Consider the following 24,376-nt stretch of genomic DNA (forward strand, 5'->3'; position numbering starts at 1 on the left):
GCCCCGAGCTCGACCCTGAACCCACTGTAACCGGGCTTTGACCCGCCAACGCGCCATGTTGTCCGAATTCCTGCTGAGCGAACTCAGCCGCCTGAACCCGCAAGACCGGCTGCCCTTACACCGGCAGTTGTACGAGGCGCTGCGCCGCGCCATTCTGGAGAACAAGCTCAGCCCGGAAGAACGCCTGCCCTCCAGCCGCGATCTGGTTCAGGACCTGGGCCTGTCGCGCAACACCGTGGTGGCGGCCCTGACCCAGCTCACGGTCGAGGGTTACCTGGTGAGCCGGGTGGGCAGTGGCACCTTTGTCAGCGCCAAGGTTCCGCAGCGCCAGCGTCGGCCCCTGCGCCAAACCAGCCACCCGGCACAACAGCTGTCACACCGCGGCCAGGCGCTGGGCAAACACTTTTGCGCCAGCGAGCTGGAGATCCAGCCCTTCACCCCGGGCATTGCCGATTTCAGCGCGTTCCCGGTGGCGCTGTGGCAGCGCCTGCAGAACAAACACTGGCGCATGACCTACCCCGACATGCTGGACTACAGCAGCAGCGGTGGTTATGCCCCGCTGCGCCGAGCAGTGGCCGACTACCTGCACATGTTTCGCAGCGTGGCGCTCGATCTGGACCAGGTCATCATCACCAGCGGCACCCAGGAGTCGCTGGAGTTGTGCGCACAACTGCTGGCCGACCAGGGTGACACCGTCTGGCTGGAAGACCCGGCCTACTGGGGCGCGGGCAAAGCCTTCATGGCCACCGGGCTCAAAATCCACCCGGTGCCGGTCGACGAACAAGGCATTGCGCCCCTGGCGAATGACCGCCACGCGCCGCCCAGACTGATGTACGTGACCCCATCACACCAGTACCCGACCGGTGCGGTGATGTCACTGGAGCGGCGCCACCAGATCCTGTCGCTGGCCAATGAACACCAGGCCTGGGTGCTGGAGGACGACTACGACAGCGAGTTCCGTTTCAGCGGGCCACCCATTGCCTCGCTGGCCGGGCTCGACACCCAGGGCCGGGTGCTGTACCTGGGCTCGTTTTCCAAGGTGCTGTACCCGGGCCTCAAGCTGGCGTACGTGGTGGTGCCCAAGGGGCTGGCGGCGGCTTTCAAGGCCGCCCACTACGACCTCAACCGCCCGGGCCAGATGCCGGTGCAGGCGGCTCTGGCCGAGTTCATCGACATGGGCCACTTTGCGGCTTGCCTGCGCAAGGCGCGCCAGAGTTACGCCCAGCGCCGCCACTGCCTGCTCGAAGCCTTGCAGCCCTGCCTGGGCACACGCGCGCGCATCACCGGCGCCGAACAGGGCTTGCACCTGTGTGTGCGCCTGCCCGACCACCTGGATGACCAGGCGCTGGCCAGGCAACTCGGCAAGCTCGGTCTGGTGGTGCGGCCGCTGTCGGCCTACTGCCTCAAGCGCCGCGACCTGCGGGGTCTGGTGATTGGTTATGGCTACGCACCACTGGCGCAGATCCAACGGTTTGGGCCGGTGCTGGCGCAGGTGGTGCAGCAGGCTTTGGCCCACCGGGCTCCAGCCTGAGTGCCTGCGCTGCCCAACACAATACTTTGCTTTTGATAGCTACCAGCCCTTATCAAACAAGGGCCAGAGCACAAAAACATCAGAAAGCGTTGCGCAAACGGTGGTACAGCGTGCCCAGCACCAGGCTGGGGGTGCGCAACAGCGGGCCACCCGGGAAAGGCAGGTGGCGCAGCTTGGCAAACACATCAAAGGACTCGGCTTGCCCGGCCACGGTCTGCGCCACCAGTTGCCCGGCCAGCCCGGTCAGGGCCACACCGTGGCCGCTGAAGCCCTGCAGGTAATACAGGTTGTCACCGAGGCGGCCAAAGTCGGGCGCGCGGTTCATGCTGATGTCCACAAAACCACCCCAGACATACTCAATGGACGCGTTTTTCAGCTGCGGAAAAATCTGCCCAAGGCGCTGCGTCATCGTCTCTTTCAGGTTGGCAGGCGTGCGCGTGGTGTAGCTGACCCGCCCGCCAAATAACATGCGGTGGTCAGCGCTGAAGCGGTAGTAGTCCAGGATGAAATTGTTGTCACACACCGCCGCGTCACTCGGAATCAGTTGGCGGCACAGCTCGGCGCCCAGCGGGGCCGTGCCAATGATGTAGGTGCCCACCGGCATCATGCGTGCGCTCAACTCCGGTGCCACCTGGGGGCCGAATTCGGGCAAAGCGTAGTTGCCTGCCAGCACACCAAAACGGGCGGTAACGCTGCCTTGGGCCGTTTGCGCCGTCAGTGTTTTGCCACGCCGCAAGCGCAGCACCGCGCTGTGTTCACAGATCCGCACCCCCAGGCTTTGGGCCGCTTGTGCCAGACCCAGGCCGTATTTAAGCGGGTGTACATGGCCCGACACCGACTCGAACGCGCAGGCCGCATAACGTGGGCTCTGGATAAAACGCTGCACATCGGCGCCAGCTGCCACCTCGCTGGCAAAACCATAGTTTTTGGCCATGGTGGCAGCATCTTCTTCGAGCGCGCGGGCCTTGCGCGGGCAGTCCGCCACATGCAAATAACCCTTGACCAGATCACAGTCGATGCCAAAGTCACGCACCCGCTCGTCCACCAGGCGCACCGCGTCGAGTGACATGTCCCAGGCCTGGCGCGCCAGATCGGGGCCGAGTTGTTGTTCGAACACCTCCTGCCCACTGGCATAACCCACAATCACCTGGCCGCCGTTGCGCCCGGAGGCACCGCTGCAGATCCGGTCGGCCTCGAGCACCACCACCGAATACCCCCGGCGTGCGAACTCGATGGCGGCCGACAGACCGGCAAACCCGGCGCCCACCACCAGCACATCCACCGACAGACTCTCGCTCAGCGCAGGCTGGGCTGGGGGCCGCGAGACGCTGGCTTCGTAATAACTGTTCTGGTTGAGCTGGGTATCCGAGTTGAGCAAGGCCATGGTGTCCTCCTATCCAACGCGTTTGGCGATCTGGCCACACAGGTAGGTCCAGACAAAGCTCGCCGCTGCCGTGCTGGTGAGTTCGGCATGGTCGTAGGCCGGGGCCACTTCTACACAGTCCATGCCCACCATGTTGAGCGTGCTGAGTTCTTCGAGCAGCGTGAGCACCTGCGAGCTGGTCATCCCGCCGGGCTCCGGCGTGCCGGTGCCGGGGGCAAACGCCGGGTCCAGGCAGTCGATGTCGAGCGTCAGGTAACACGGGCGATTGCCGATGCGCTCGCGGATCTGCGCCACCACCGGGGCCAGTCCCGCGCCATCACGGCCGCGCAGGCTGCGGGCGTCAAATATCAGCCCACCCTGGTCTTGCACATACTCACGCGCTGCCCGTTCACCACTGGAGCGCAGGCCAATCTGCACCGTGTGTTGCGGGCTGACCAGGCCTTCCTGAATGACCTCATAGGTCCAGGTGCCGTGGCCCGAGGGTTCACCAAAGTGGTCAACCCAGGTGTCGCAGTGAGCATCAAAATGCACCAGCGCCAGCGGACCAAATTGCGCATGGGCGGCGCGCAGCAGTGGCAAAGTCACCGAATGGTCGCCCCCCAGAAACACACAATGGTGCTGCCCCATCAGCGCGGCCGCCTGCGCCTGGATCTGCTGGCGCACCTCCACCAGCGGTGAGGCATTGGGCAGGGCCATGTCATAACCATCGCCCAGGAACCCAAGCGGTGTCACATTGAAGTACGGGTGGATGCCGTCACACAACATCAGGCTGGCGCTGCGAATCGCTTGCGGGCCAAAACGGGCACCGGGCCGGTTGGTCACCGCGCCGTCAAAAGGCACTCCCACCAGCGCAAAAGGCTGCGCCGCCAGTTCGGGGGCCGCGAGAAAACGGCTGGTCTGGGCCGCGTAGGCAAAACGGATGGCAGTCATGGTTGGGTCCTTGCAACAAAAAGTATTTGGCGGGTCTCAGGCCGAAACAAGCGCCTTGTGCGTGGCACCGTAGTGTCGGCAATTCAGAAGCAGCCGAAGGTGCCAATTTGGCACGCCAGTGGCAATCCACTGGGCCACGCTGTGGCCCGATTCAGCCCTCAGACATCACCAGCGAAGCCGCTTGTTCGGACAACACTTTGCTGAGCACCACACTGCGGTACACCTTGCCCGTCCACTGGACCGAACTCACCGGCAGATAACCCAGGCTGGTGTACAGCTTGATCAGGTGGGTGGCCTGCTCGGCGGTGTCCATCGCCAGCTCATGAAAACCCTGTTCGGTGGCCCACTGTTCACAGACCTGCAACAAGGCCCGCCCAATGCCCTGCCCCTGCAGGCCGGGGGCCACCGCAAACTGGTGCACGGCCGCCACGCCCGGCCGGGTGAAATAGTCACACTCGTTGGTGGCATAGGTTGGCTTGACCACCACCGTGCCCACCAGTTGGCCATCCTGCTCAGCCACATAACATTGGCCGCCTGCGATGCGCTCGGCGGTCACTTCGGGGCTTTGGTCTACAGCGGTGTAATTCAGGCCCAAGGCGCCCAAACGGGCGTAGGCGGCGTGTAACAGCTCGGTGAGTTCCAGCAGGGAATCGCTGGGGTGCAGTTTGCGGATCGAATACATGGCAAAACAAAAAGAAGATTGAGAAAAAAGCCTTTGGCCCGGTGACCAAAGCACCGGTGTCTGGTCACGGGGTGGGTGTTGCCAGCCGTGATTTTTGCCACTTTCTGAGCTTGGCGCGGGCGCTGTCGTAGGGTGCAATGGTGTTGACCTGCAGCCATTTCACCACCGGCCACTTGGCACCCGCCCACTGACGTTGCCCGACATCGAACAAAAAAGTGTCACTGCTGGCAGCGATGAAAGAACGCAAGTCCGATGCCAGGGCATCGAATTGCGCCAACAACTGCGCCGCAGAATCATCGCGCGAGTGCAGGTAAAAGGACTGGGCCAAAGCCCCCAACTGGTTCCATTTAAAACCGGGCGCAGGCATCTCGACCGGCTGGCCCGCCTGCTCCCGCGCCTCCCACTGCAACACAAGCCGACCCCAACCAATCTGGTAGGCCATCAGGTCACACAGGCACATCCCGCCTTCGAGTTGCGGCGCGCGGCTCAGTTCATCGGGCACGCGACTGATCTCTTCGCGCAGCTTCTGGTACGCCGTGTCAAAACGGCTCAGGAGTTCTTGTTGGCTGGTGGGCAAAGGCATAACAAACCGTCAATCAGGAAACACATGCCCGCGCTCAATGGCCTGCGCCGGGTTCTCAAACACCGCCATGGCGGTGCGCATACGAAGAAATCCGAAGTTTTGATAAAAGCCCTCCTTGCCGGGCACCGCGTACAGCAGGATCTTCTTGTGGCCAGCTGAGAGCTTCATCAGGCGCTGGACCACCTCTTTGCCCAGGCCCAAACTCTGGTGCGAGGGCAGCACCGCCACATCACAGATGTAGCTGGTGTCCACACCGTCGGCCAAGGCCCGCCCGGCCGCCACCAGCTTGCCATCTTCATGCGCGAAGCAGTGGTAACGGCTGTTGCGAAAAACGGTTTCCAGATCCCTGGCGTTTTTGTTGCCCAGCGGGGCCACGCGGTACAGGTTTTCCAGCTCCTGCCAATCCAGGGCGGTGAGGGACTCAGACCAAACAATTGCCACAAATACTCCTGTTGATGGGTGACGGATGGGTTGAAAGCACTTGGCCAGCGGAGGGTTCAACCATCTGTTAAAAACGGCTGCAGCCCTTATCCCAAATGGGTGTGCCGCTCTGATTTTGGCTCGGTTTCCATGGCCGCCAAGCCGTGCAGGATGCCGCAACTCGCCACCGCCTGCTCCGACTGGCAGCGCTGGCGCAAATCGGTGAGTTGTTGTTTGAGCTGGCAGAGTTCACGGATGCGCTCATCCACATGGGCCATGTGCTCGTCAAATACCGCGTTGACCGCACCGCAGTCTTGCGCCGGATGGTCCACCAGGCTCAGCAAGGCGTGGATTTCCTCATGGCTCATGCTCAGGGCGCGGCAGTTGCGGATAAAACGCAGGCGCTCCAGGTGCTGCGGCCCGTAGACCCGGAAGTTGCCCGAGGTGCGGCCTGGCTCGGGCAACAGCCCTTCTTTCTCGTAATAACGCACGGTTTCCACCGAACATTGCGCCACCTGCGCCAATTCACCTATTTTCAAAATGGGCACTCCCAAAAACCACTTGACTCTATAGTAACTTCAGCTTGCCTAATACAGGACAACACTCTTGAAAGCCTGTATGCCGCCGCTGGACACACCCCATTCACACGACCACACACATGGTCACGATCACGAGCATGGCCATCATCACCATGGCGAATCCAATGACCATGGATGCGGCAGTGGCGGGGCCTGTTGTGGTGCTGCGCACACCAGCCAAGCACCCTTGGCACCAGTTGCCGCCAGCCAGACAGTGGCCGATGGCCAACTGGTGCAAACGCCCATCCGTATCCTGCAAATGGATTGCCCCACCGAAGAAGCCCTGCTGCAAAAGAAGCTAGGTGGCATGGCGGGTGTGACGCAATTGGACTTCAACCTGATGCAGCGTGTCTTGACCGTCACCCATGCACCCACGGCCATCGAACCCATTCTGGACGCGGTGCGCTCCCTGGGCTTCACACCCGAGCTGGCCAGCAGCGCCACAGCGCACGAGGAACCCGCACCAGAGCCGAGTAAACCCTGGTGGCCACTGGCCCTGGGTGGCTTGGCCGCTTTGGGCTCCGAGGCCCTGCATTGGGCAGGCGCCCCCGCCTGGCTGGTGGCGACGCTGGCCCTGGTGGCGGTGCTGGCCAGTGGTCTCACCACGTACAAAAAAGGCTGGATTGCGGTGCGCAATGGCAACCTCAACATCAACGCCCTGATGAGCATCGCCGTCACCGGCGCGCTGCTGATTGGCCAGTGGCCCGAGGCCGCGATGGTGATGGTGCTGTTCACCGTGGCCGAGCTGATCGAAGCCAAATCGCTGGACAGGGCGCGCAACGCCATCCGTGGCCTGATGCAACTCACGCCTGAGCGCGCCACGGTGTTGCAAGCTGACGGCACCTGGCTGGAGGTCGAGGCCAAGTCGGTGCCCGTGGGCGCCCAGGTGCGCATCAAACCCGGTGAACACATTGCGCTCGATGGGCGCATCCTCAGCGGGCGCTCCAGCATTGACCAGGCACCGATCACCGGTGAGAGCCTGCCGGTGGACAAAACGGTGGGGGATGAGGTTTTTGCCGGCACCCTCAACACCTCGGGTTCGTTTGACTACAGCGTGACCGCCGCCGCCAATGACAGCACCTTGGCCCGCATCATCCATGCGGTGGAAGCCGCCCAAGGCGCCCGGGCACCGACCCAGCGTTTTGTGGACCAGTTTGCCCGCATCTACACCCCGGTGGTGTTTGCCTTGGCGTTGCTGGTGGCCGTCTTGCCGCCTTTGCTGACCGGCGCAGACTGGTTGGACTGGGTCTACAAGGCGCTGGTCTTGCTGGTGATCGCTTGCCCGTGCGCGTTGGTGATCTCCACCCCGGTGACCATCGTCAGTGGCTTGGCGGCAGCGGCACGCAAGGGCATCCTGGTCAAAGGCGGGGTGTATCTGGAACAGGGCCGCAAGCTGCGCTGGCTGGCGCTCGACAAAACCGGCACCCTCACCCATGGCAAGCCAATACAGACCGATTTTGTGGTGCTCAACGGGTATGACGAAACCCATGTGCGCAGCCTGGCCGCCAGCCTGGCCCAACGCTCTGACCACCCAGTGTCACGCGCCTTGTTGGAGGCGGCGCAGCGTGACGGTGTGGCCTTGCGTGAGGTGAGCCACTTTGAAGCCCTGCCGGGGCGCGGCACCCAAGGTGTCATCAACGGCAAGCTCTACCACCTGGGCAACCACCGCCTGATCCACGAACAGGGGCGCTGCTCTGACGCGCTGGAGGCCCAGCTGTCGGTCCTGGAAGAACAGGGCAAAACCGTCATCCTGCTCACCGATGAGCAGCAGGTGCATGGCCTGTTTGCGGTGGCCGACAGCCTCAAGGACAGCAGCCGCGAGGCCATAGCCGAGTTGCATGCGTTGGGCATCCAAACCCTGATGCTCACCGGTGACAACGCCCACACCGCACGGGCCATTGCGGTGCAAGCTGGCATCACCGAGGCACGAGGTGACCTGCTGCCCGAGGACAAACGCCAGGCCATTGAACAACTGATCGGCCAGGGTGGTCTGGTTGGCATGGTGGGGGACGGCATCAACGACGCCCCGGCGCTGGCACGCGCTGACATCGGTTTTGCCATGGGTTCGGCGGGCACCGGCACCGCGATTGAGACCGCCGACGTGGCCCTGATGGACGACGACCTGCGCAAACTGCCGCGTTTTGTGCGCCTGTCGCGCGACACCCACAGCCTGCTGGTGCAGAACATCGTGCTGGCGCTGGGCATCAAGCTGGTGTTTCTGGTGCTGACGCTGAGCGGCAACGGCAGCATGTGGATGGCGGTGTTTGCCGATGTGGGTGCCAGCCTGCTGGTGGTGGGCAACGGGCTGCGACTGTTGCGCAAGTGAGGCGCTCAGCGGCCACCAAACCGGTGGCCAAGCAGTAAACTCCTGCCTCAGCATTTGTTCACCAGAGAGATCAAATGTCAAAATGAAACTTGATGGTGGACAGATCGCACTGTGACCCACAAGTCATGAGGTCTGATCTCGGGAACATCGCTTTCAAAGGACACACAATGGCAAACAACAATCAAATCGTCCCACGGTTTTTCCTGGCCACGGTGCTTCTCAGCCTGGTCGGCGCCTACGTGGCCTCACACCACTTGCCCAACATCTGGCATTTGCTGGACCTGGTGGCGTTTTTTGCCGCCTTGGCTGTGCCCTTGCCCGCATCCAAGCAAAAATAGTCCGACTGGCCTGCTTGGGGCCTGTGGTGGCAAACACAATCAGCGTTACCACCATCCCACACTTCAGCCAAAGACCTGTTTGAGCGCCCGTGCGGCCGCTTGGTGGGCTTGGCGTGCCTCGGGAATGGCGCGCCCCATTTTCACGAACTCGTGCACCACACCGCGGTACAGCTCCAGGTCCACAGCGACCCCGGCGGCGCGCAGGCGGTCGGCGTAGAGCAGGCCCTCATCCACCAGCGGATCACATTCGGCCAGACACACCCAGGCTGGCGCCACACCTGCCACATCGTCGGCCAGCAGCGGCGCAAAACGCCAGTCGTCGCGGTCGGCCTCTCTGCGCAGGAACAGCTTGAAAAAGTAGTCGATGTGGGCCTTCTCCAGCAGAAAACCCTGGCCAAAAGTCTTGTGTGAGGGCATCTCCTGCCGCGCTGAGCAGCCCGGGTAAATCAGCAACTGCAAGGCCAACGGCAAGCCAACATCACGCGCCTGCAGCGCACACACCGCCGCCAGCGTGCCGCCGGCACTGTCACCACCCACAGCGATGCGCCGGGTGTCCAGGCCGACCTCCGCGCCCTGCTGAAACACCCAGTGCACAGCGTCCCAGGCGTCATCAAAGGCCACCGGAAAAAGAAACTCGGGCGCCAGCCGGTACCCCACCGACAACACCGCACACTGCGCCAAATGGCTCAAGCTGCGGCACAGGCTGTCGTGGGTGGCAATGCTGCCCACCACAAAACCGCCACCGTGAAAAAACACCAACACCGGCAGCGGCGCGCCTTCCACCTGAGCGGGTGCGTACAAACGCACAGGCAGTTCATAACCATCACGTGTGGGCACCGTGAAACTCTCCACGCGGGGCAGCTTGACCGGGCTGATCTCCAGCACGTTGGCACCCACTTCATACGCCAGACGCGCCTGGGCCGGGCTCAGCGCATGCAAGGGCAACTTGCTGGCGCGGGCCATGCGGTCCAGCACACTATGCATGGCGGGGGTCAGCAAACTGCGGGGGTTTCGGTGGTGGTGGGGCATGGAATGAGGCGCGTAGCAAAGCAATGGGGCGCGATTGTCCTGCCAAAGTGGCAAGGTGTTGGTGGGCCGCCTGGCGTGGCACGGCGATGGCCAGGGAAGCTACCCGTCACCTCGCCAACACCAGCTTAGACACATATCCATATAAGCACATCACCACAATGTCGTTTGATACATATCGGTTCACCCGTACAGTACGCGCCTATGTTTGACATCGCATTCATTGTGGCGGGTTTTGTGGTCGGCACCGTGGTCGGTTTGACCGGGGTGGGCGGTGGCTCCTTGATGACGCCGATCCTGATTTTTGCCTTTGGTGTCAAGCCCTATATGGCAGTGGGCACCGACCTGCTGTTTGCCGCGTTCACCAAGATGGGCGGCACGGTCAAAACGGCGCGCTCGGGCCTGGTGCCCTGGCGTGTGGTGGTACACCTGTCGGCGGGCAGCATCCCGGCGGCGCTGGCCACCCTCTGGGTGCTCAAAAACATCGGCCCGGCCAACCCGCAGGTTCAGCATTGGATGACCACCACCCTGGGTGTCGCCCTGCTGCTCACGGCTGCTGCCACACTCTACAAAGCGCTGCGTGGCAAAACCGCACCGCAAAAGATCAGCGCCGGGCAGGAAACCCTGGCCACCACTGCCCGCCACTGGAGCCTGCCGCTGCTGTTTGGTGCTTTGATTGGCACGCTGGTGTCGCTCACCTCGGTCGGCGCAGGAGCCATTGGCGTCACCGTGTTGATGCTGCTGTACCCGATGTTGCCGCTATCGCGCATTGTGGCGGCCGACATTGCCTACGCGGTGCCGCTCACGCTGGTGGCCGGGCTGGGGCACGCCTCGCTGGGTTCGGTAGACTGGCGCATGCTTGGTCTGCTGCTGGCGGGTTCCCTGCCGGGTATCTGGCTGGGCTCCCACTTCATGGTGCGGGTGCCGGAGCGTTTGATCCGCTCCCTGTTGTCGCTGCTGCTGGCGTATGCCGGTGCCAAGCTGATCACCATCTGACCCCTTTAAACTCATCTATTTATAGCTAACCGCTCAATCCATACAAGGGCTCAAGCCGGATTTCACTCTTACCATGTACCACTACACCGACTTTGACCGCCAATTCGTCCAGCAGCGCGCCGCGCAGTACCGCGACCAGCTGCAACGCCACCTTGCAGGTGAGCTCAAAGACGAGGACTTTCGCCCGCTGCGCCTGCAAAACGGCTGGTATGTGCAACGCTACGCACCGATGCTGCGTGTGGCTGTGCCTTATGGCGAACTGGCCAGCCGCCAGTTGCGTGTGCTGGCCAAGATTGCCCGCGACTACGACCAGCCCAGCGCCGAGGTGCTGGGCACCGCACTGAGCAAACAGGCCGAACTCGGCACCCAGAGCCTGGCCGTGGGTTACGGCCACTTCACCACGCGGCAAAACGTGCAGTTCAACTGGATTGCCTTGGACAAGAGTGCCGACGTGATGGAGCTGCTGGCCAGTGTCGACATGCACGGCATCCAGACCAGTGGCAACTGCATCCGCAACATCACCGGTGACGCGCTGGCCGGCATTGCGCCCGACGAACACATCGACCCACGCCCCTACTGCGAAATCATGCGCCAGTGGAGCACCCTGCACCCCGAGTTTGCTTTCCTGCCGCGCAAGTTCAAGATTGCCGTCTCGGGCGCGGCGGAAGACCGTGCCGCCACCGCCTGGCATGACGTGGGCCTGCACCTGATCCACAACGACCAGGGTGAGGTCGGTTTCAAGGTGTTGGTCGGTGGTGGCATGGGCCGCACACCGATCATTGGCCGCACCATCCGCGAGTTTGTGCCATGGAACCAGATCCTCAACTTCCTCGAAGCCGTGGTGCGCGTCTACAACCGTTTTGGCCGCCGCGACAACCTGTACAAAGCCCGCATCAAGATTTTGGTCAAAGCTGAAGGCCAGCGTTATTTTGACGAGGTCGAAGCCGAGTACCAGGCCATTCTGGCGCACGACGGTGGCCAACACGCCATCCCGCAGGCCGAGCTGGATCGAGTGACCGCCTGCTTCAAGGCGCCAAGCATCACGCTGGACGACACAAGCGCTGCCGCCGAGTCGATCCTTGCGACGCTGTCAACCAAAGACCAAGCCGAATACCAGCGCTGGTTACAACAAAACGTCAAGGGCCACAAATACCCGGCTTTGCGCGCGGTGACCCTGTCGTTCAAACGCCTGGGCCTGGCCCCGGGGGATGCCTCGGCCGACCAGCTCGATGCCGCGGCCGACCTGGCCGACCGTTTCAGCGCCGGTGAAGCCCGCGTCAGCCATGAACAAAACCTGCTCTTGCCCTGGGTGCGTGCCAGCGACCTGCCCGCACTCTGGCAAGCCGCCCGCGCGCTGGGCCTGGCCCGGCCCAATATCGGCCTGCTGACCGACATCATTGCCTGCCCGGGTGGTGACTTCTGCGCGCTGGCCAATGCCCGCTCCATCCCAATTGCCGAGGCCATCACCGAACGCTTCCAGGACCTCGACGAGTTGTTTGACCTGGGCGAGATCGACTTGCACATCAGCGGTTGTATCAACTCCTGTGGCCACCACCACAGCGGCCACATCGGTGTGCTGGGTGTCGACAAGGACGGGCGCGAGTGGTACCAGGTGTCGCTCGGCGGCTCTGACGGCAGCGCGCTGAGCGGCGACGCCATCCCCGGCAAGGTGATTGGCCCCTCGTTTGCCGCCAGTGAGGTGGCCGATGTGGTCGAGGCTCTGCTCGACACCTATCGCACAGCACGCACCCCCGGTGAGAACTTCATCAGCTGCGTGCGCCGCCTCGGGCTCGACCCCTTCAAAGCGGCGGGCAACGCCGCCCGCCACGAAACCCGCGACGCAGGCCAGGTGCTCAACGTGCACCTCAACAGCGCCGACGCCTTGACCGACTGAGCAGCTGCTCCCACACGCCATGAACAAATCCATTAAATTGATAGCTGCTGACGCTGACCAGGCAAGGGCTACAGGCCCAAATGTCTTAAAAATAGCGAACGACGCCAACCCGGCCGAGGTCAACCTGGACGGGATCGAGCGCATCGACCTGCACTTCCCCAAGTTCACCGATGGCCGCGCCTACAGCCAGGCGTTTTTGTTGCGCCGTCGGCTCGGTTTCAAAGGCGAGTTGCGCGCCACCGGTGATGTGCTGGTGGACCAACTGCAGCTGATGCAGCGCAGCGGCTTTGATGCTGCGGTGTTGCGCGCTGACCAGAGCCTGGCCGCCGCCGAACGCGCGCTGGCGCTGTTTGCCGACTTCTACCAAGGTGACGCAGCGCACCCCCAACCCCATTTCACCGGGTCCCAAGCATGAGCGCCATCGACCTCAACGCTCGCGCCTCCAGCACCTATGCCGACAAGCTGGCAGAGACCAGCGTGCTGTTGCAACAGGCAGCACGCGACCACGCGGCCAGCGCCCCCGGTGGCGCATCACGCATCACCTTGGCCTGCAGCCTGGGCGCTGAAGACATGGTGCTGGCCCACCTGATCAACCAGTTGCAGCTGAACATCGGCATTTTTGTGTTGGAAACCGGCCAGTTGCACCCAGAAACACTGGCTTTGCTGGACCGCCTCAAAGCCACCTCCCGTGCGCCGGTTGAGGTGTTCACCCCGGTGACCGAGTCGGTGGTGCAGTTTGTGGACCGTGAAGGCAAAGACGCGATGTACAAAAGCATCGAGTTGCGCAAAGTCTGCTGCCACATCCGCAAGATGGAGCCGCTGGGCCGCGCGCTGGCTGGCAAAGCCGCCTGGGTCACCGGCCTGCGCCGCGAACAGTCCGGCGCCCGCGCCGAGGTGCCGCTCATCGACAGCAGCGATGCCAAGATCACCAAGCTCAACCCCCTGGCCAACTGGACCTGGGGCGACGTCTGGTTCTACATTGCCGAAAACAAGGTGGACTACAACCCCTTGCACGACCAGTTTTACCCCAGCATCGGCTGCGCACCCTGCACCCGCGCCATCAGCATGGGAGAAGACTTCCGCGCCGGACGCTGGTGGTGGGAGGACGAAACCGCCAAGGAATGTGGCCTGCACGTCAAAGACAAGGCCGCCGCATGAACACCCGCACCCCACCCGAACTTTTGCAAGCCATGACGACACACCACCGCCCCGACCATCTGAGCAACGCCCACCTGGACGCGCTGGAAGAAGAAACCATCTTTGTCCTGCGCGAAGTGGCCGCCGCCTTCGAGCGCCCCACGCTGCTGTTCTCGGGCGGCAAGGACTCGCTGGTGATGCTCAAGTGCGCCGAAAAAGCCTTTGGAACCCCTGCCACCGGCGGCAAGATTCCCTACCCGCTGCTGATGATCGACACCGGCCACAACTTCCACGAAGTGACCGACTTCCGCGACTTCCGCGCCAAAGAACTCGGTGCCGATCTGATCGTGCGCAGCGTCGAAGACTCGATGGCGCGCGGCACCGTGCGCCTGGCGCACCCGGGTGAGAGCCGCAACGTGCACCAGTCGGTCACGCTGCTCGAAGCCATCGAAGAATTCCGCTTTGACGCACTGATTGGCGGCGCCCGCCGCGACGAGGAAAAAGCCCGCGCCAAGGAACGCATCTTCAGCCACCGCGACAGCTTCGGCCAATGGCAGCCCAAAGACCAGCGCCCCGAACTCTGGACGCTGTTCAACACCAAGTTGCAACCCGGCGAACATTTCCGTGTGTTCCCCATCAGCAACTGGACCGAGCTGGACGTGTGGCAATACATCGAACGCGAACAGATCGCCCTGCCCTCGCTCTACTACACGCACAAACGCGAGGTGGTCGAACGCAAGGGACTGCTGGTGCCGGTGACTGAACTCACCCCCCTGAAGCCCGGCGAAGTAGCCGAGCTGCGCGACGTGCGCTTTCGCACCGTGGGCGACATCACCTGCACCTGCCCGGTGGAAAGCCTGGCCGCCACACCCGAGCAGATCGTGCACGAAACCCTGGCCGCCGACGTGAGTGAACGCGGCGCCACACGCATGGACGACAAAACCTCCGAGGCGTCGATGGAGAAGCGCAAGAAGGACGGTTACTTCTGATGGCCATGGCTTTGGGGGTTCTACCCGGCGCAGCGACTGGGGCATGTGCATGCGGTTTTGGGGTGAAAACACACGCGAAACCGACGTTGCAACCCACCACCACTTCAGACGCGCGCCTTTCACCCCAAAGCCCGGTCACCTACCCCAATCACCCCGCCGAGCGCCAACGAAATGAATCCAACTGGAACGACTGCAATGAACACTACAACATCAGTAGCGACTAGCCCAGACAATACAAGGACTAATGGCCCATTTGACCAACAATCCGCCCTCAAGTTCATCACCTGCGGCAGCGTCGATGACGGCAAAAGCACCTTGATTGGCCGCCTGCTGCTCGACAGCAAAAGTGTGCTGCAAGACCAACTCGCCAACGTCTCCAAAAGCGGCGAAGCCGATTTGGCGCAGTTCACCGACGGCCTGAGCGCCGAGCGTGAACAAGGCATCACCATCGACGTGGCCTACCGCTACTTCAACACCGCCGAGCGCAAATTCATCATCGGCGACGCCCCCGGCCACGAGCAATACACCCGCAACATGGTCACCGCCGCCAGCAGCGCCGACGCCGCCGTGGTGCTGGTCGACGCCACCAAACTGCAGTGGCAAGACCCAGCTTTGAGCCTGCTGCCCCAAACCCGCCGCCACAGCCTGCTGTGCCAACTGCTGCGTGTGCCCAGCATCGTCTTCGCCGTCAACAAACTCGACGCCCTCGAAGACGCCGCCAAACCTGAAACCGCTGGCCAGGCCACTGTCGCGTTCACCCACATCCGGGGCGCGCTGGAAAAGTTTGCGCAGGCTGCTGGCATTGAAGTGACCACCATCGTGCCGATTTCCGCCCTCAAAGGCCACAACGTGGTGGACGCGGCAGAGGGCTGGTGCGGCTACACCGGCCCGAGCCTGCTCGACATTCTGGAACTGCTGCCAGTGACCCCCGCCGACACCGCGCTGCCCTTTGCCTTCCCGGTGCAGTGGGTCGAAAAATTCAGCAGCTCGTCCGACACCTCCCAAGGCCGCCGCATTTTCTGGGGCCGGGTTGCCAACGGTGTGGCCCAAATTGGCCAGCAGGTCAAAGTGCTGCCCAGCGGCCAGACCGCCACGGTGGCCCAGGTGCTGGGCACCACACGCAAGCCCGGCATCGTGCAGGCCGGTCACAGCGCCGGTGTCGTGCTCGACCGTGAAGTGGATGTGTCACGCGGTGATTGGCTGCTAGCCCCGGTGCCGCCTGCTCCTGCCGCTATCACTTCTGATGACGACTTTGCTGATACACCCACCGCCACCAGCCTGCCACCCAGCCGCGAAATCAGCGCCACCGTCGCCTGGATGGACGACGAACCACTGGTCGCCGGCCGCGTTTACTGGGCGCTTCACGGCCACCGCTGGGTCAAGGCGCGTGTTAAACGCGTGGTGCACCGCCTGGACATCAACACCCTGGCCGAAGAAAACGCCGACACCTTGCCCGCCAACAGCATCGGCCACATCGAGCTGCTGCTGCAAGAACCGATTGCCGCCCTGCCATTCGCCCAGTCGCGTGTGCTGGGCTCGCTGGTGCTGGTGGACACCGCCACCCACCGGACAGCGGGGGCTGTGTTGGTGAATGGGTGACAGGGACGCGGCAAAGGCATCGCGACTTGCCGTGCGCTGCCTGGTGAACTCGCTGGGTGGCGCAGCCCTCGGGCCAGTCAGAGCGTCATGGCTGGTCTGAACAAAACATGCCTCTAGCCCACGTCTTGCGTTGGCACAAAGCTACCAAATATGCAGCATTTCAATGGAGCCAACAACCGAATATTCGCACCGTTGGATGCGGGCCTGAACAGCGACAACAGGCTGACAGAAGCCATTGGGATCTTGGCTGCCAAGAGCAGGACCTGACTGATGTTAGGCATCAGCGCTTTCATGAACCTGTACGGGGAGTCCAAGTCGGATCAACTGCATTATCGACTTCGGGGTCAGTACGTCTACATCTACATCTGGAGTCAAGGTGGTATTCGAGTAGCCCGATGAACTCCAAATACGGACGCCGTGTAGCCGAACCAGATAGGCATGACCATCGAGAGAGAACATTGCGCCCGGTGGCAGTGAATCCAGGCTGGCCCGATAGGTCGCTTTCTTCCTCTGTCCGTCAATACGTTCGCTATGGAGTTGCGAGTCAATCTCCTTGACACCGATTGACATCGAACTATTCAGGCTTTCAGGAAAACTCGCCCAAAGCTCCTTAAAAACTGCCAACTCTGCCTTGCGACAATCGTTGCAGGGGCGATGCCCAGCCGCGTAGGCCGTTGCTTCATCGAGGAAGAAGAGCTCTGAATAGCTGAACGGTTGCGTCTTGAAGAGTGGGCGTCGATCAATTCCCTTGAAATCCTTGACGCAGAAAATCCAGCGCTTTCTATCCCAAGTCTTCTTCACTTCTCTGAACTGATCATGAACTACTCCACGGTTGCCCATGAACTGAACGATCCGGTTCTTGTCGCGGCGAAGGTTTGACCAGGGGTCAACGGTGTTCTGCAGTAGCACAGCATTTTCCTTTCAGATGCTTAACGAACAAAAGGGATTTCCCCGCCCCGACTGAGCCGCGAGTCGTTGCAGCTGCGGCTATCAGCAACTGCGTGCAGCGATGGAGGGGGGAATCATGACCATCGTACCGAATGACTCCTGACGCTGCATTGGAGTCGTTCAACAACCGTTCAGATACCCGGTTATCCGGGCGCCAGCACCCAGTCTCAAACGATATTAGCCACAAAACCCTCCCTGCTCTCAGGTCATGTGGACTCAGACAGGGGCCGATGTCGCAAAGCGAAGCGCGTCAGAGGCCCGCCGCCTGAGTACACATGGACCACCGCCATTGCTGGTACATACCTAGATACAGCCTGTCGTTTACGGACAAGCCCCTACCCCTGCACCACCCGCTGCGTCTGAATGCCCAAACCTTCAACACCCAAGCGCATGGTCTGACCCGCACGCAAGTAGACCGGAGGCTTCTGGCCCATGCCCACACCGGGTGGGGTGCCGGTGGAGATCACGTCGCCAGGCTGCAAACTCATGAACCGACTCAGGTAGCTGATCAGGAACGGCACCTGGTACACCATGGTGGCTGTGCTGCCGTTTTGGTAGCGGTGGCCGTCCACCTCCAGCCACAGTGACAGCGCCTGCGGGTTGGGCACCTCGTCAGCTGTCACCAGCCACGGACCCAGCGGGCCGAAGCTGTCGCACCCCTTGCCCTTGTCCCAGGTGCCGCTGCGGTTGAGTTGGAAATCGCGCTCGGACACATCGTTCATCACGCAGTAACCGGCCACATGCTGCATGGCATCGGCTTCTGCAATATGGCTTCCGCCCTGCCCGATCACCACCGCCAGCTCGACCTCCCAGTCGGTTTTGAGGGAACCCCGTGGGATGTGTACCGCGTCATCCGGGCCACTGAGGGCACTGGTCCACTTGCCAAACACCACCGGCTCGGGCGGCACCGGCATACCGGACTCGGCAGCATGGTCGGCATAGTTGAGGCCAATGCAGATGCATTTGCCCACATGGGCGACACACGGACCCAGGCGCAGGTCCTGCTGCGGCACACCGGGCACCAACGGCAAGCTGCTCAGGTCCAGGCTGCGCAGGTGCGCCAGACGCTCGGGCAACAAGCTGGTGCCGCCAATGTCGTCCACCAAGGCACTCAAAGACCGCACCTGGCCATTGGCATCCAGCACACCGGGTTTTTCCTGGCCCGCCGGGCCATAACGCAACAACTTCATGGGGTTTGCCGTCCTTTCCAAAACATAAGGACAAGTTTAGGCCCGCGCTCTGTCACAACACTGGGTTTGGGGCCAAGCAGCAAAAAGCGCCTGCTGCGTGGTCACAGACAGGCGCTTGAATTGCTCTTATTTCAAGAGCTATCAGCCCTTATTGAATAAGGGATGAAGGCATAAATGGCTTACTTTTTCTTGAAGTTCTTGAAGTTTTCAATGCCTTCCAGAATTTCCTGGTGAGCGGCTTCGGGGCCTTCCCAACCCAGGATCTTGACCCATTTGCCGTCTTCCAGATCTTTGTAGTGTTCAAAAAAGTGGGCAATGGTCTTCAGGCGCAAGGGTTGCAAGTCTTCCGGCTTTTTCCAGCGGCTGTAGAGCGACAGAATCTTGTCGATCGGCACCGCCAGCACCTTGCCATCCATACCGGCTTCGTCTTCCATCTTCAGGATGCCGACGGCACGGCAGGTCACCACCACCCCCGGGATCAAGGGCACGGGCGTGACCACCAGCACATCCACCGGGTCACCGTCACCGCTGATGGTTTGCGGCACATAACCGTAGTTGGTGGGGTAATGCATGGCCGTGCTCATGAAACGGTCGACATAAATCGCGTGCGTTTCGTGGTCCACCTCGTACTTGACCGGGTCGGCGTTCATCGGAATCTCGATGATGACGTTGAACTCTTCAGGGACTTTCGAGCCGGGGGTAACGGTATTTAATGACATGGTTTGGGCACGGTTTGGTTTAAATCAAGAACATCTGAGATTAAGTCTGATTTTACTGACTAGCCCCTTTCAAGCGGCCCAACAGCAGCATTTTTGGCGTTACAGTCTGCCCGTTGGCCAACCGTCCCTGCAGTCACCTCACGGGTGCGCGGAGGCGAGGAAGCAACGCAGCGGTGGTGCCGATTGCGTTGCACCACTCCCTCGCGAAGCAACTTCAGGAGATTTCTCACATGACAGGCAACTCTGCGCTGATTCTGGCGCTTATCTGCGGCTTGATCGCCGTCGGCTATGGCTTCTGGGCCCGTAGCTGGATCCTCTCCCAAGACGCTGGCAACCAGCGTATGCAAGACATTGCAGCTGCCATCCAAACCGGTGCGGCAGCCTACCTGGCCCGTCAGTACAAAACCATCGCCATGGTCGGCGTGGTGCTCGCTGTGCTGATTGGTGTGTTTCTGGACCCCTTGAGTGCAGTCGGTTTTGTGGTGGGTGCGGTGCTCTCAGGCGCTTGCGGTTTCATCGGTATGAATGTGTCGGTGCGCGCCAATGTGCGTACCGCCCAGGCCGCCACCAAGGGCATTGGCCCGGCACTGGACGTGGCTTTCCGTGGCGGCGCCATCACCGGCATGCTGGTGGTGGGCTTGGGTCTGCTGGGCGTGACCGGTTTTTACTGGTTCCTGGTGCCGGACGGCGTGGCCACCGCAGCCAAGCTCAACCCGCTGATCGGATTTGCCTTCGGCTCCTCGCTGATCTCGATTTTTGCCCGCTTGGGCGGCGGTATCTTCACCAAGGGTGCTGACGTGGGCGCTGATCTGGTGGGCAAGGTCGAGGCCGGCATCCCCGAAGATGACCCGCGCAACCCGGCGGTGATTGCCGACAACGTCGGTGACAACGTGGGTGACTGCGCCGGTATGGCCGCTGACCTGTTTGAAACCTACGCGGTGACGCTGATCGCCACCATGGTGCTGGGTGCCCTGCTGATCACCGGCGCCGGCCCCAACGCGGTGTTGTACCCGCTGGCCCTCGGCGCGGTGTCGATCGTGGCATCCATCATCGGTTGCTTCTTTGTCAAGGCCTCACCTGGCATGAAAAACGTGATGCCAGCCCTGTACAAGGGCCTGGCTGTCGCCGGTGGTCTGTCGCTGGTGGCGTTTTACTTTGTGACCCAAAGCCTGTTCCCGCAAGCGCTGACGCTGGCCGATGGCCGCGTCATTGGCGCAGGCAGCCTGTTTGGCGCCTGCACCGTGGGCCTGGTGCTGACCGGTGTGCTGGTCTGGATCACCGAGTACTACACCGGCACCCAGTACAAACCGGTGCAGCACATTGCCGAAGCCTCTACCACGGGCCATGGCACCAACATCATTGCCGGTCTGGGTGTGTCGATGCGCTCTACCGCCTGGCCGGTGTTGTTTGTTTGTGCCGGTATTTATTCTGCTTACGCCCTGGCTGGCCTGTACGGCATTGCGATTGCGGCCACCTCCATGCTCAGCATGGCTGGCATCATCGTGGCGCTGGACGCCTACGGCCCGATCACCGACAACGCCGGTGGTATTGCCGAAATGAGCGAGATGCCCGCCAGCGTGCGTGACATCACCGACCCGCTGGACGCCGTGGGCAACACCACCAAGGCGGTGACCAAAGGTTACGCGATTGGTTCAGCCGGTTTGGCCGCGCTGGTGCTGTTTGCCGACTACACCCACAAGCTGGACGTGTATGGCAAACACATCACATTCGATCTGAGCGACCCGATGGTCATCATCGGCCTGTTCATCGGTGGTTTGATTCCCTACCTGTTTGGCGCCATGGCGATGGAAGCGGTGGGCCGCGCTGCGGGCAGCGTGGTGGTCGAAGTGCGTCGCCAGTTCCGTGAAATCAAGGGCATCATGGAAGGTACTGCCAAGCCGGAATATGGCCGTGCGGTCGACATGCTGACCACCGCAGCGATCAAGGAAATGATGATCCCGTCGCTGCTGCCGGTGGTGGCGCCGATTTTGGTTGGCTTGGTGCTGGGCCCGGCGGCTTTGGGTGGTTTGCTGATGGGCACCATCGTGACCGGCCTGTTTGTGGCGATCTCGATGTGTACCGGTGGCGGCGCCTGGGACAACGCCAAGAAGTACATCGAAGACGGCCATTTTGGTGGCAAGGGTTCTGAGACCCACAAAGCGGCCGTGACCGGCGACACCGTGGGCGACCCCTACAAAGACACCGCAGGTCCGGCTGTGAACCCGCTGATCAAGATCATCAACATCGTGGCGCTGCTGATTGTGCCGGTGATGATGAAAATCCACGGCGGTTGATCGGTTCAACGGCCCGCCTTCCAAAAACCCGCCTTGTGCGGGTTTTTTTGTGGGCGGTTTTGACGACAATCACACGCTTGCACCGCACTGCCGCCATTTTTTGTGACTTTTTCATCTCCTCACCCATGAGCATCACCCACTACATCAAAGACATTGGCCGCGGCAAAGAAGGCGCGCGCGCACTGAACCGCACGCAAGCAAGCGACCTGATGGGCCAGGTGTTGGACGGTTCGGTCAGCGACCTGGAGCTCGGCGCCTTTGTGCTGGCGATGCGCATCAAGGGCGAAACCCCGCTGGAGATGGCCGGGTTTCTGGACGCGGTGAACCAGCGTTTGCACCCCATTCCCAATCACGGTGTACCCACCGTGGTGCTGCCCAGCTACAACGGTGCACGCAAGCTGCCGGTGCTCACCCCTTTGTTGGCGCTGCTGCTGGCGCGTGAAGGCCTGGCGGTGGTGGTGCACGGTTGCGCCACCGAACCTGGCCGCATTTCCGCACAAAAAGTGCTTGAATCCCTTGATATACAAGGGCAGACAGCTATTGAAACTGCAGTACCTGGCCAGGTGCAATGGGTACCGACGGCCCTGCTGCTGCCCGGCCTGCAACGCCTGCTGGAAGTGCGCCAGGTGGTGGGCCTGCGCAACAGCGCACACAGCCTGGTCAAGCTGATGAACCCGTGCACGGACTCGGCCGTGGTGGTGGGTTGTTACACCCACCCGGAGTACGCGGTGTCAATGGCGGCCACGCTGGAGCTCACCCAGACCAACGCCCTGCTGCTGCGTGGCACCGAGGGAGAACCGGTGGCCGATGCCCGCCGCTGCCCGGCCATGACGGCCATTTGCCGGGGCCATGCGCGCCAGGTACAAGAGGCACAAACTGGCGCACTGGCTGCCTTGCCGGACCTGCCCACGCCCGACCCCATGGCCACGGCGCAATGGATTCAGGCGGTATTGGCCGGGCAGGTGCCGGTGCCTGAGCCGATCACCCGGCAGGTGGCCCACCTGGTGGCGCTGTGCCACAGCCTCAGAACATCACCTTAACAGGGCTCTAAAAAGTTTCCCACTCGCCATCTTCTGACTTGGCGGGTGCCTTCACTTTGGCAACCGCCTGCTCCAGCAGTTTGGTAGGTGCCGATGACGGGGCCGGTTTGGCCGTGGTGGCAGGGCGTGGGGCGGCCTTGGTACCCGGCAACTTGGCCGGCTGTGAGGGCGTCGCCACCGGGTGATGTACTGCGGCTGGCACAGCGGTACTGCCATCCAGCCGGAACACCGCCACGGTTTGCACCAGGTCTTGTGCCTGGGACTTGAGGCTGCTGGCTGCCGCCGCCATCTGCTCCACCAAGGCGGCGTTTTGCTGGGTGGTTTTGTCCATGTGGGACACCGCCTCACCCACCTGGTTCACCCCCAGCGACTGTTCCTTGCTGGCGGCACTGATCTCACCCATGATCTCGGTCACCCGTTTGATCGAGCTGACCACCTCGGTCATAGTTTCACCGGCCTGATCCACCAGCTCGGTGCCCTGCTCCACCCGCGTCACGCTGGCGCTGATCAGGGTCTTGATTTCCTTGGCGGCCTCGGCACTGCGCCCGGCCAGGCTGCGCACTTCACTCGCGACCACAGCAAAACCCCGGCCTTGTTCACCAGCTCTGGCAGCCTCGACGGCGGCATTCAGAGCCAGGATGTTGGTCTGGAAGGCGATGCCGTCGATCACACTGATGATGTCACCGATTTTGCGTGAGGCCTCATTGATGCCTTTCATGGTGTCCACCACCTGGGCCACCACCTCACCCCCTTGCGCAGCCACGATGCTGGCATTCAGCGCCAGCTGGTTGGCCTGGTGGGCGCTTTCGGCGTTTTGCTTGACGGTGGAGCCCAGCTGCTCCATCGACGCAGCGGTCTGCTCCAGCGAGCTGGCCTGTTGTTCGGTGCGGGCCGACAAGTCGTTGTTGCCCTGGGCGATCTCGGCACTGGCAATGGCCACCGCCTCCGAGCCCTGGCGTACCCGGCTGACCGTGGTCACCAGGGTTTTGATCATTGTCTCCAGCGCACCGGCCAGGCTGTTGGCACTGGCCGACTCCAGCGCGGGCAGTCGCCTCAAGTCACCTTCGGCCACCTGTTTGGCCGCTTGCATGGCGTCATTGAGCTCCATGCCCAACTGGCCGGTGATGCTGCGCGACACCAGAATCGCCAACACCACCAGAACCAAACCGCCCAAGGCAGCCGACACCATGCTGATCATGCGTGTGGCTGCTACACCGGCCTCAAACGCCTCGTCAGCCTCGACCGACTCGGCCTGCAAGCTGGCCACACCTTGGCTCACCAGGCCCTCGTACTTGTCGATCAACTTGTCAATCTGGTCATCCACCACCGCCAGCTCACTCACCGGTGCGTCGCGTTGGGCCATCGGCAAAAAGCTGTCGGTGTAGAGCTTGCGCAACTCATCCATGACAGCGCGTGCTTCTTTGGCCCACTGCTTTTCCTGGTCGGTGTCGGCCACTTTGGCGTAATAAGCCAGCGCCTCATCCATGCGGGTGGACATGGCCTGCCACTTCTTGGCGGCATCGTCAAACTGGCGGTTGATGAAGGTGTCGGCAACAATGCGGTAGGCCTGTGCGCCCAGGCCGGTCTCGTAGAGCAATCGCCCCGCCTCCTGGTCGCGCCTCTGGGACTCGTTTTGCAAATCATGCAGCTTGCTCAAGCCCAGCCAATTGATCGCCACCAGAATCAGCATCACCACCACCGACACGGCAATGATCAGGTTCAGGCGTTTGGAGATTTTCCAGGTGTTCATACGATGCTTCCCTGTAACGAAG

Annotated in this window: 22 protein-coding genes; 11 read left to right on the top strand and 11 right to left on the bottom strand. The window is 62.0% G+C overall.

Translation table 11 applies throughout. The features are described 5' to 3' along the window. Nucleotides 1–55 precede the first annotated feature (55 nt). A complete protein-coding gene (pdxR, locus tag RF819_RS00625) occupies nt 56–1,531 on the top strand; it encodes a MocR-like pyridoxine biosynthesis transcription factor PdxR (RefSeq protein WP_078363185.1) in 1,476 nt (491 codons plus the stop codon). 79 nt (nt 1,532–1,610) lie between these two features. Here the strand turns inward: pdxR and RF819_RS00630 are convergent, their stop codons facing one another. From RF819_RS00630 to cadR, 6 genes are all read right to left on the bottom strand, one after another. Next, nucleotides 1,611–2,915, bottom strand: a complete 1,305-nt coding sequence (locus RF819_RS00630; RefSeq protein WP_078363186.1) for an NAD(P)/FAD-dependent oxidoreductase — start codon at nt 2,913–2,915, stop codon at nt 1,611–1,613. Between the two features lie 9 nt (nt 2,916–2,924). Continuing rightward, on the bottom strand, nt 2,925–3,845 hold the full coding sequence (speB, locus tag RF819_RS00635; protein ID WP_078363187.1) for an agmatinase: 921 nt from the start codon (nt 3,843–3,845) through the stop codon (nt 2,925–2,927). A 151-nt stretch (nt 3,846–3,996) separates the two neighbouring features. After that, nucleotides 3,997–4,527 carry a GNAT family N-acetyltransferase gene (locus tag RF819_RS00640; RefSeq protein WP_078363188.1) on the bottom strand — a complete coding sequence of 177 codons (531 nt, stop codon included), beginning with the start codon at nt 4,525–4,527 and terminating at the stop codon, nt 3,997–3,999. A 64-nt stretch (nt 4,528–4,591) separates the two neighbouring features. Continuing rightward, nucleotides 4,592–5,110 carry a ClbS/DfsB family four-helix bundle protein gene (locus RF819_RS00645; RefSeq protein WP_078363189.1) on the bottom strand — a complete coding sequence of 173 codons (519 nt, stop codon included), beginning with the start codon at nt 5,108–5,110 and terminating at the stop codon, nt 4,592–4,594. 9 nt (nt 5,111–5,119) lie between these two features. Next, on the bottom strand, nt 5,120–5,551 hold the full coding sequence (locus tag RF819_RS00650; protein WP_078363190.1) for a GNAT family N-acetyltransferase: 432 nt from the start codon (nt 5,549–5,551) through the stop codon (nt 5,120–5,122). Nucleotides 5,552–5,637: 86 nt separating this feature from the next. Continuing rightward, nucleotides 5,638–6,069, bottom strand: a complete 432-nt coding sequence (cadR, locus tag RF819_RS00655; RefSeq protein ID WP_078366697.1) for a Cd(II)/Pb(II)-responsive transcriptional regulator — start codon at nt 6,067–6,069, stop codon at nt 5,638–5,640. 79 nt (nt 6,070–6,148) lie between these two features. Between cadR and RF819_RS00660 the strand changes: the two genes are divergently transcribed. Next, nucleotides 6,149–8,434: a heavy metal translocating P-type ATPase gene (locus RF819_RS00660; RefSeq protein ID WP_078363191.1), complete on the top strand. Its 2,286-nt coding sequence runs from the start codon at nt 6,149–6,151 to the stop codon at nt 8,432–8,434. A 167-nt stretch (nt 8,435–8,601) separates the two neighbouring features. Then, nucleotides 8,602–8,772 (top strand): hypothetical protein, encoded by a 171-nt coding sequence (locus RF819_RS21220; RefSeq protein ID WP_158081212.1) that lies wholly within the window; start codon nt 8,602–8,604, stop codon nt 8,770–8,772. Between the two features lie 63 nt (nt 8,773–8,835). On the opposite strand, the gene RF819_RS00665 is transcribed toward RF819_RS21220, so the two are convergent. Beyond that, nucleotides 8,836–9,801 (bottom strand): alpha/beta hydrolase, encoded by a 966-nt coding sequence (locus tag RF819_RS00665; RefSeq protein WP_078363192.1) that lies wholly within the window; start codon nt 9,799–9,801, stop codon nt 8,836–8,838. Nucleotides 9,802–10,002: 201 nt separating this feature from the next. On the opposite strand from RF819_RS00665, the gene RF819_RS00670 reads away from it, so the two are divergent. The 6 genes from RF819_RS00670 (at nt 10,003) to RF819_RS00695 (ending at nt 16,413) form a co-directional block, all read left to right on the top strand. After that, nucleotides 10,003–10,794: a sulfite exporter TauE/SafE family protein gene (locus tag RF819_RS00670; RefSeq protein WP_078363193.1), complete on the top strand. Its 792-nt coding sequence runs from the start codon at nt 10,003–10,005 to the stop codon at nt 10,792–10,794. Nucleotides 10,795–10,867: 73 nt separating this feature from the next. After that, on the top strand, nt 10,868–12,688 hold the full coding sequence (locus RF819_RS00675) for a nitrite/sulfite reductase (RefSeq protein ID WP_078363194.1): 1,821 nt from the start codon (nt 10,868–10,870) through the stop codon (nt 12,686–12,688). A gap of 31 nt (nt 12,689–12,719) precedes the next feature. Continuing rightward, nucleotides 12,720–13,103, top strand: coding sequence for a DUF934 domain-containing protein (locus RF819_RS00680; protein WP_078366698.1), 384 nt, complete (start codon nt 12,720–12,722; stop codon nt 13,101–13,103). Then, nucleotides 13,100–13,846, top strand: a complete 747-nt coding sequence (locus RF819_RS00685; RefSeq protein WP_078363195.1) for a phosphoadenylyl-sulfate reductase — start codon at nt 13,100–13,102, stop codon at nt 13,844–13,846. Before RF819_RS00680 ends, RF819_RS00685 begins: the two co-directional genes overlap by 4 nt. Next, nucleotides 13,843–14,814: a sulfate adenylyltransferase subunit CysD gene (cysD, locus tag RF819_RS00690; protein ID WP_078363196.1), complete on the top strand. Its 972-nt coding sequence runs from the start codon at nt 13,843–13,845 to the stop codon at nt 14,812–14,814. Before RF819_RS00685 ends, cysD begins: the two co-directional genes overlap by 4 nt. Before the next feature lie 195 nt (nt 14,815–15,009). Then, nucleotides 15,010–16,413 carry a sulfate adenylyltransferase subunit 1 gene (locus RF819_RS00695; RefSeq protein ID WP_078363197.1) on the top strand — a complete coding sequence of 468 codons (1,404 nt, stop codon included), beginning with the start codon at nt 15,010–15,012 and terminating at the stop codon, nt 16,411–16,413. A gap of 273 nt (nt 16,414–16,686) precedes the next feature. Here the strand turns inward: RF819_RS00695 and RF819_RS00700 are convergent, their stop codons facing one another. The 3 genes from RF819_RS00700 to ppa all read right to left on the bottom strand — a co-directional run bounded on the left by RF819_RS00700 (nt 16,687) and on the right by ppa (nt 19,270). After that, the gene (locus tag RF819_RS00700; RefSeq protein ID WP_078363198.1) at nt 16,687–17,322 is read right to left on the bottom strand and encodes a hypothetical protein; all 636 of its coding nucleotides are present in this window, start codon (nt 17,320–17,322) and stop codon (nt 16,687–16,689) included. 374 nt (nt 17,323–17,696) lie between these two features. After that, nucleotides 17,697–18,551, bottom strand: coding sequence for a fumarylacetoacetate hydrolase family protein (locus tag RF819_RS00705; protein WP_078363199.1), 855 nt, complete (start codon nt 18,549–18,551; stop codon nt 17,697–17,699). A 179-nt stretch (nt 18,552–18,730) separates the two neighbouring features. Then, on the bottom strand, nt 18,731–19,270 hold the full coding sequence (gene ppa / locus RF819_RS00710) for an inorganic diphosphatase (RefSeq protein WP_078363200.1): 540 nt from the start codon (nt 19,268–19,270) through the stop codon (nt 18,731–18,733). A 230-nt stretch (nt 19,271–19,500) separates the two neighbouring features. Here ppa and RF819_RS00715 point away from each other — a divergent pair, with 230 nt between their 5' ends. After that, nucleotides 19,501–21,564: a sodium-translocating pyrophosphatase gene (locus RF819_RS00715; RefSeq protein WP_078363201.1), complete on the top strand. Its 2,064-nt coding sequence runs from the start codon at nt 19,501–19,503 to the stop codon at nt 21,562–21,564. A gap of 125 nt (nt 21,565–21,689) precedes the next feature. Further along, nucleotides 21,690–22,604: a DNA-binding protein YbiB gene (ybiB, locus tag RF819_RS00720; protein WP_078366699.1), complete on the top strand. Its 915-nt coding sequence runs from the start codon at nt 21,690–21,692 to the stop codon at nt 22,602–22,604. A 7-nt stretch (nt 22,605–22,611) separates the two neighbouring features. Here the strand turns inward: ybiB and RF819_RS21850 are convergent, their stop codons facing one another. Beyond that, entirely contained in the window at nt 22,612–24,354 is a 1,743-nt protein-coding gene (locus RF819_RS21850) for a methyl-accepting chemotaxis protein (protein ID WP_078363202.1), read from the bottom strand. Nucleotides 24,355–24,376 lie beyond the last annotated feature (22 nt).

Source organism: Rhodoferax fermentans (assembly GCF_002017865.1).
Classification (GTDB): Bacteria; Pseudomonadota; Gammaproteobacteria; order Burkholderiales; family Burkholderiaceae_C; genus Rhodoferax; species Rhodoferax fermentans.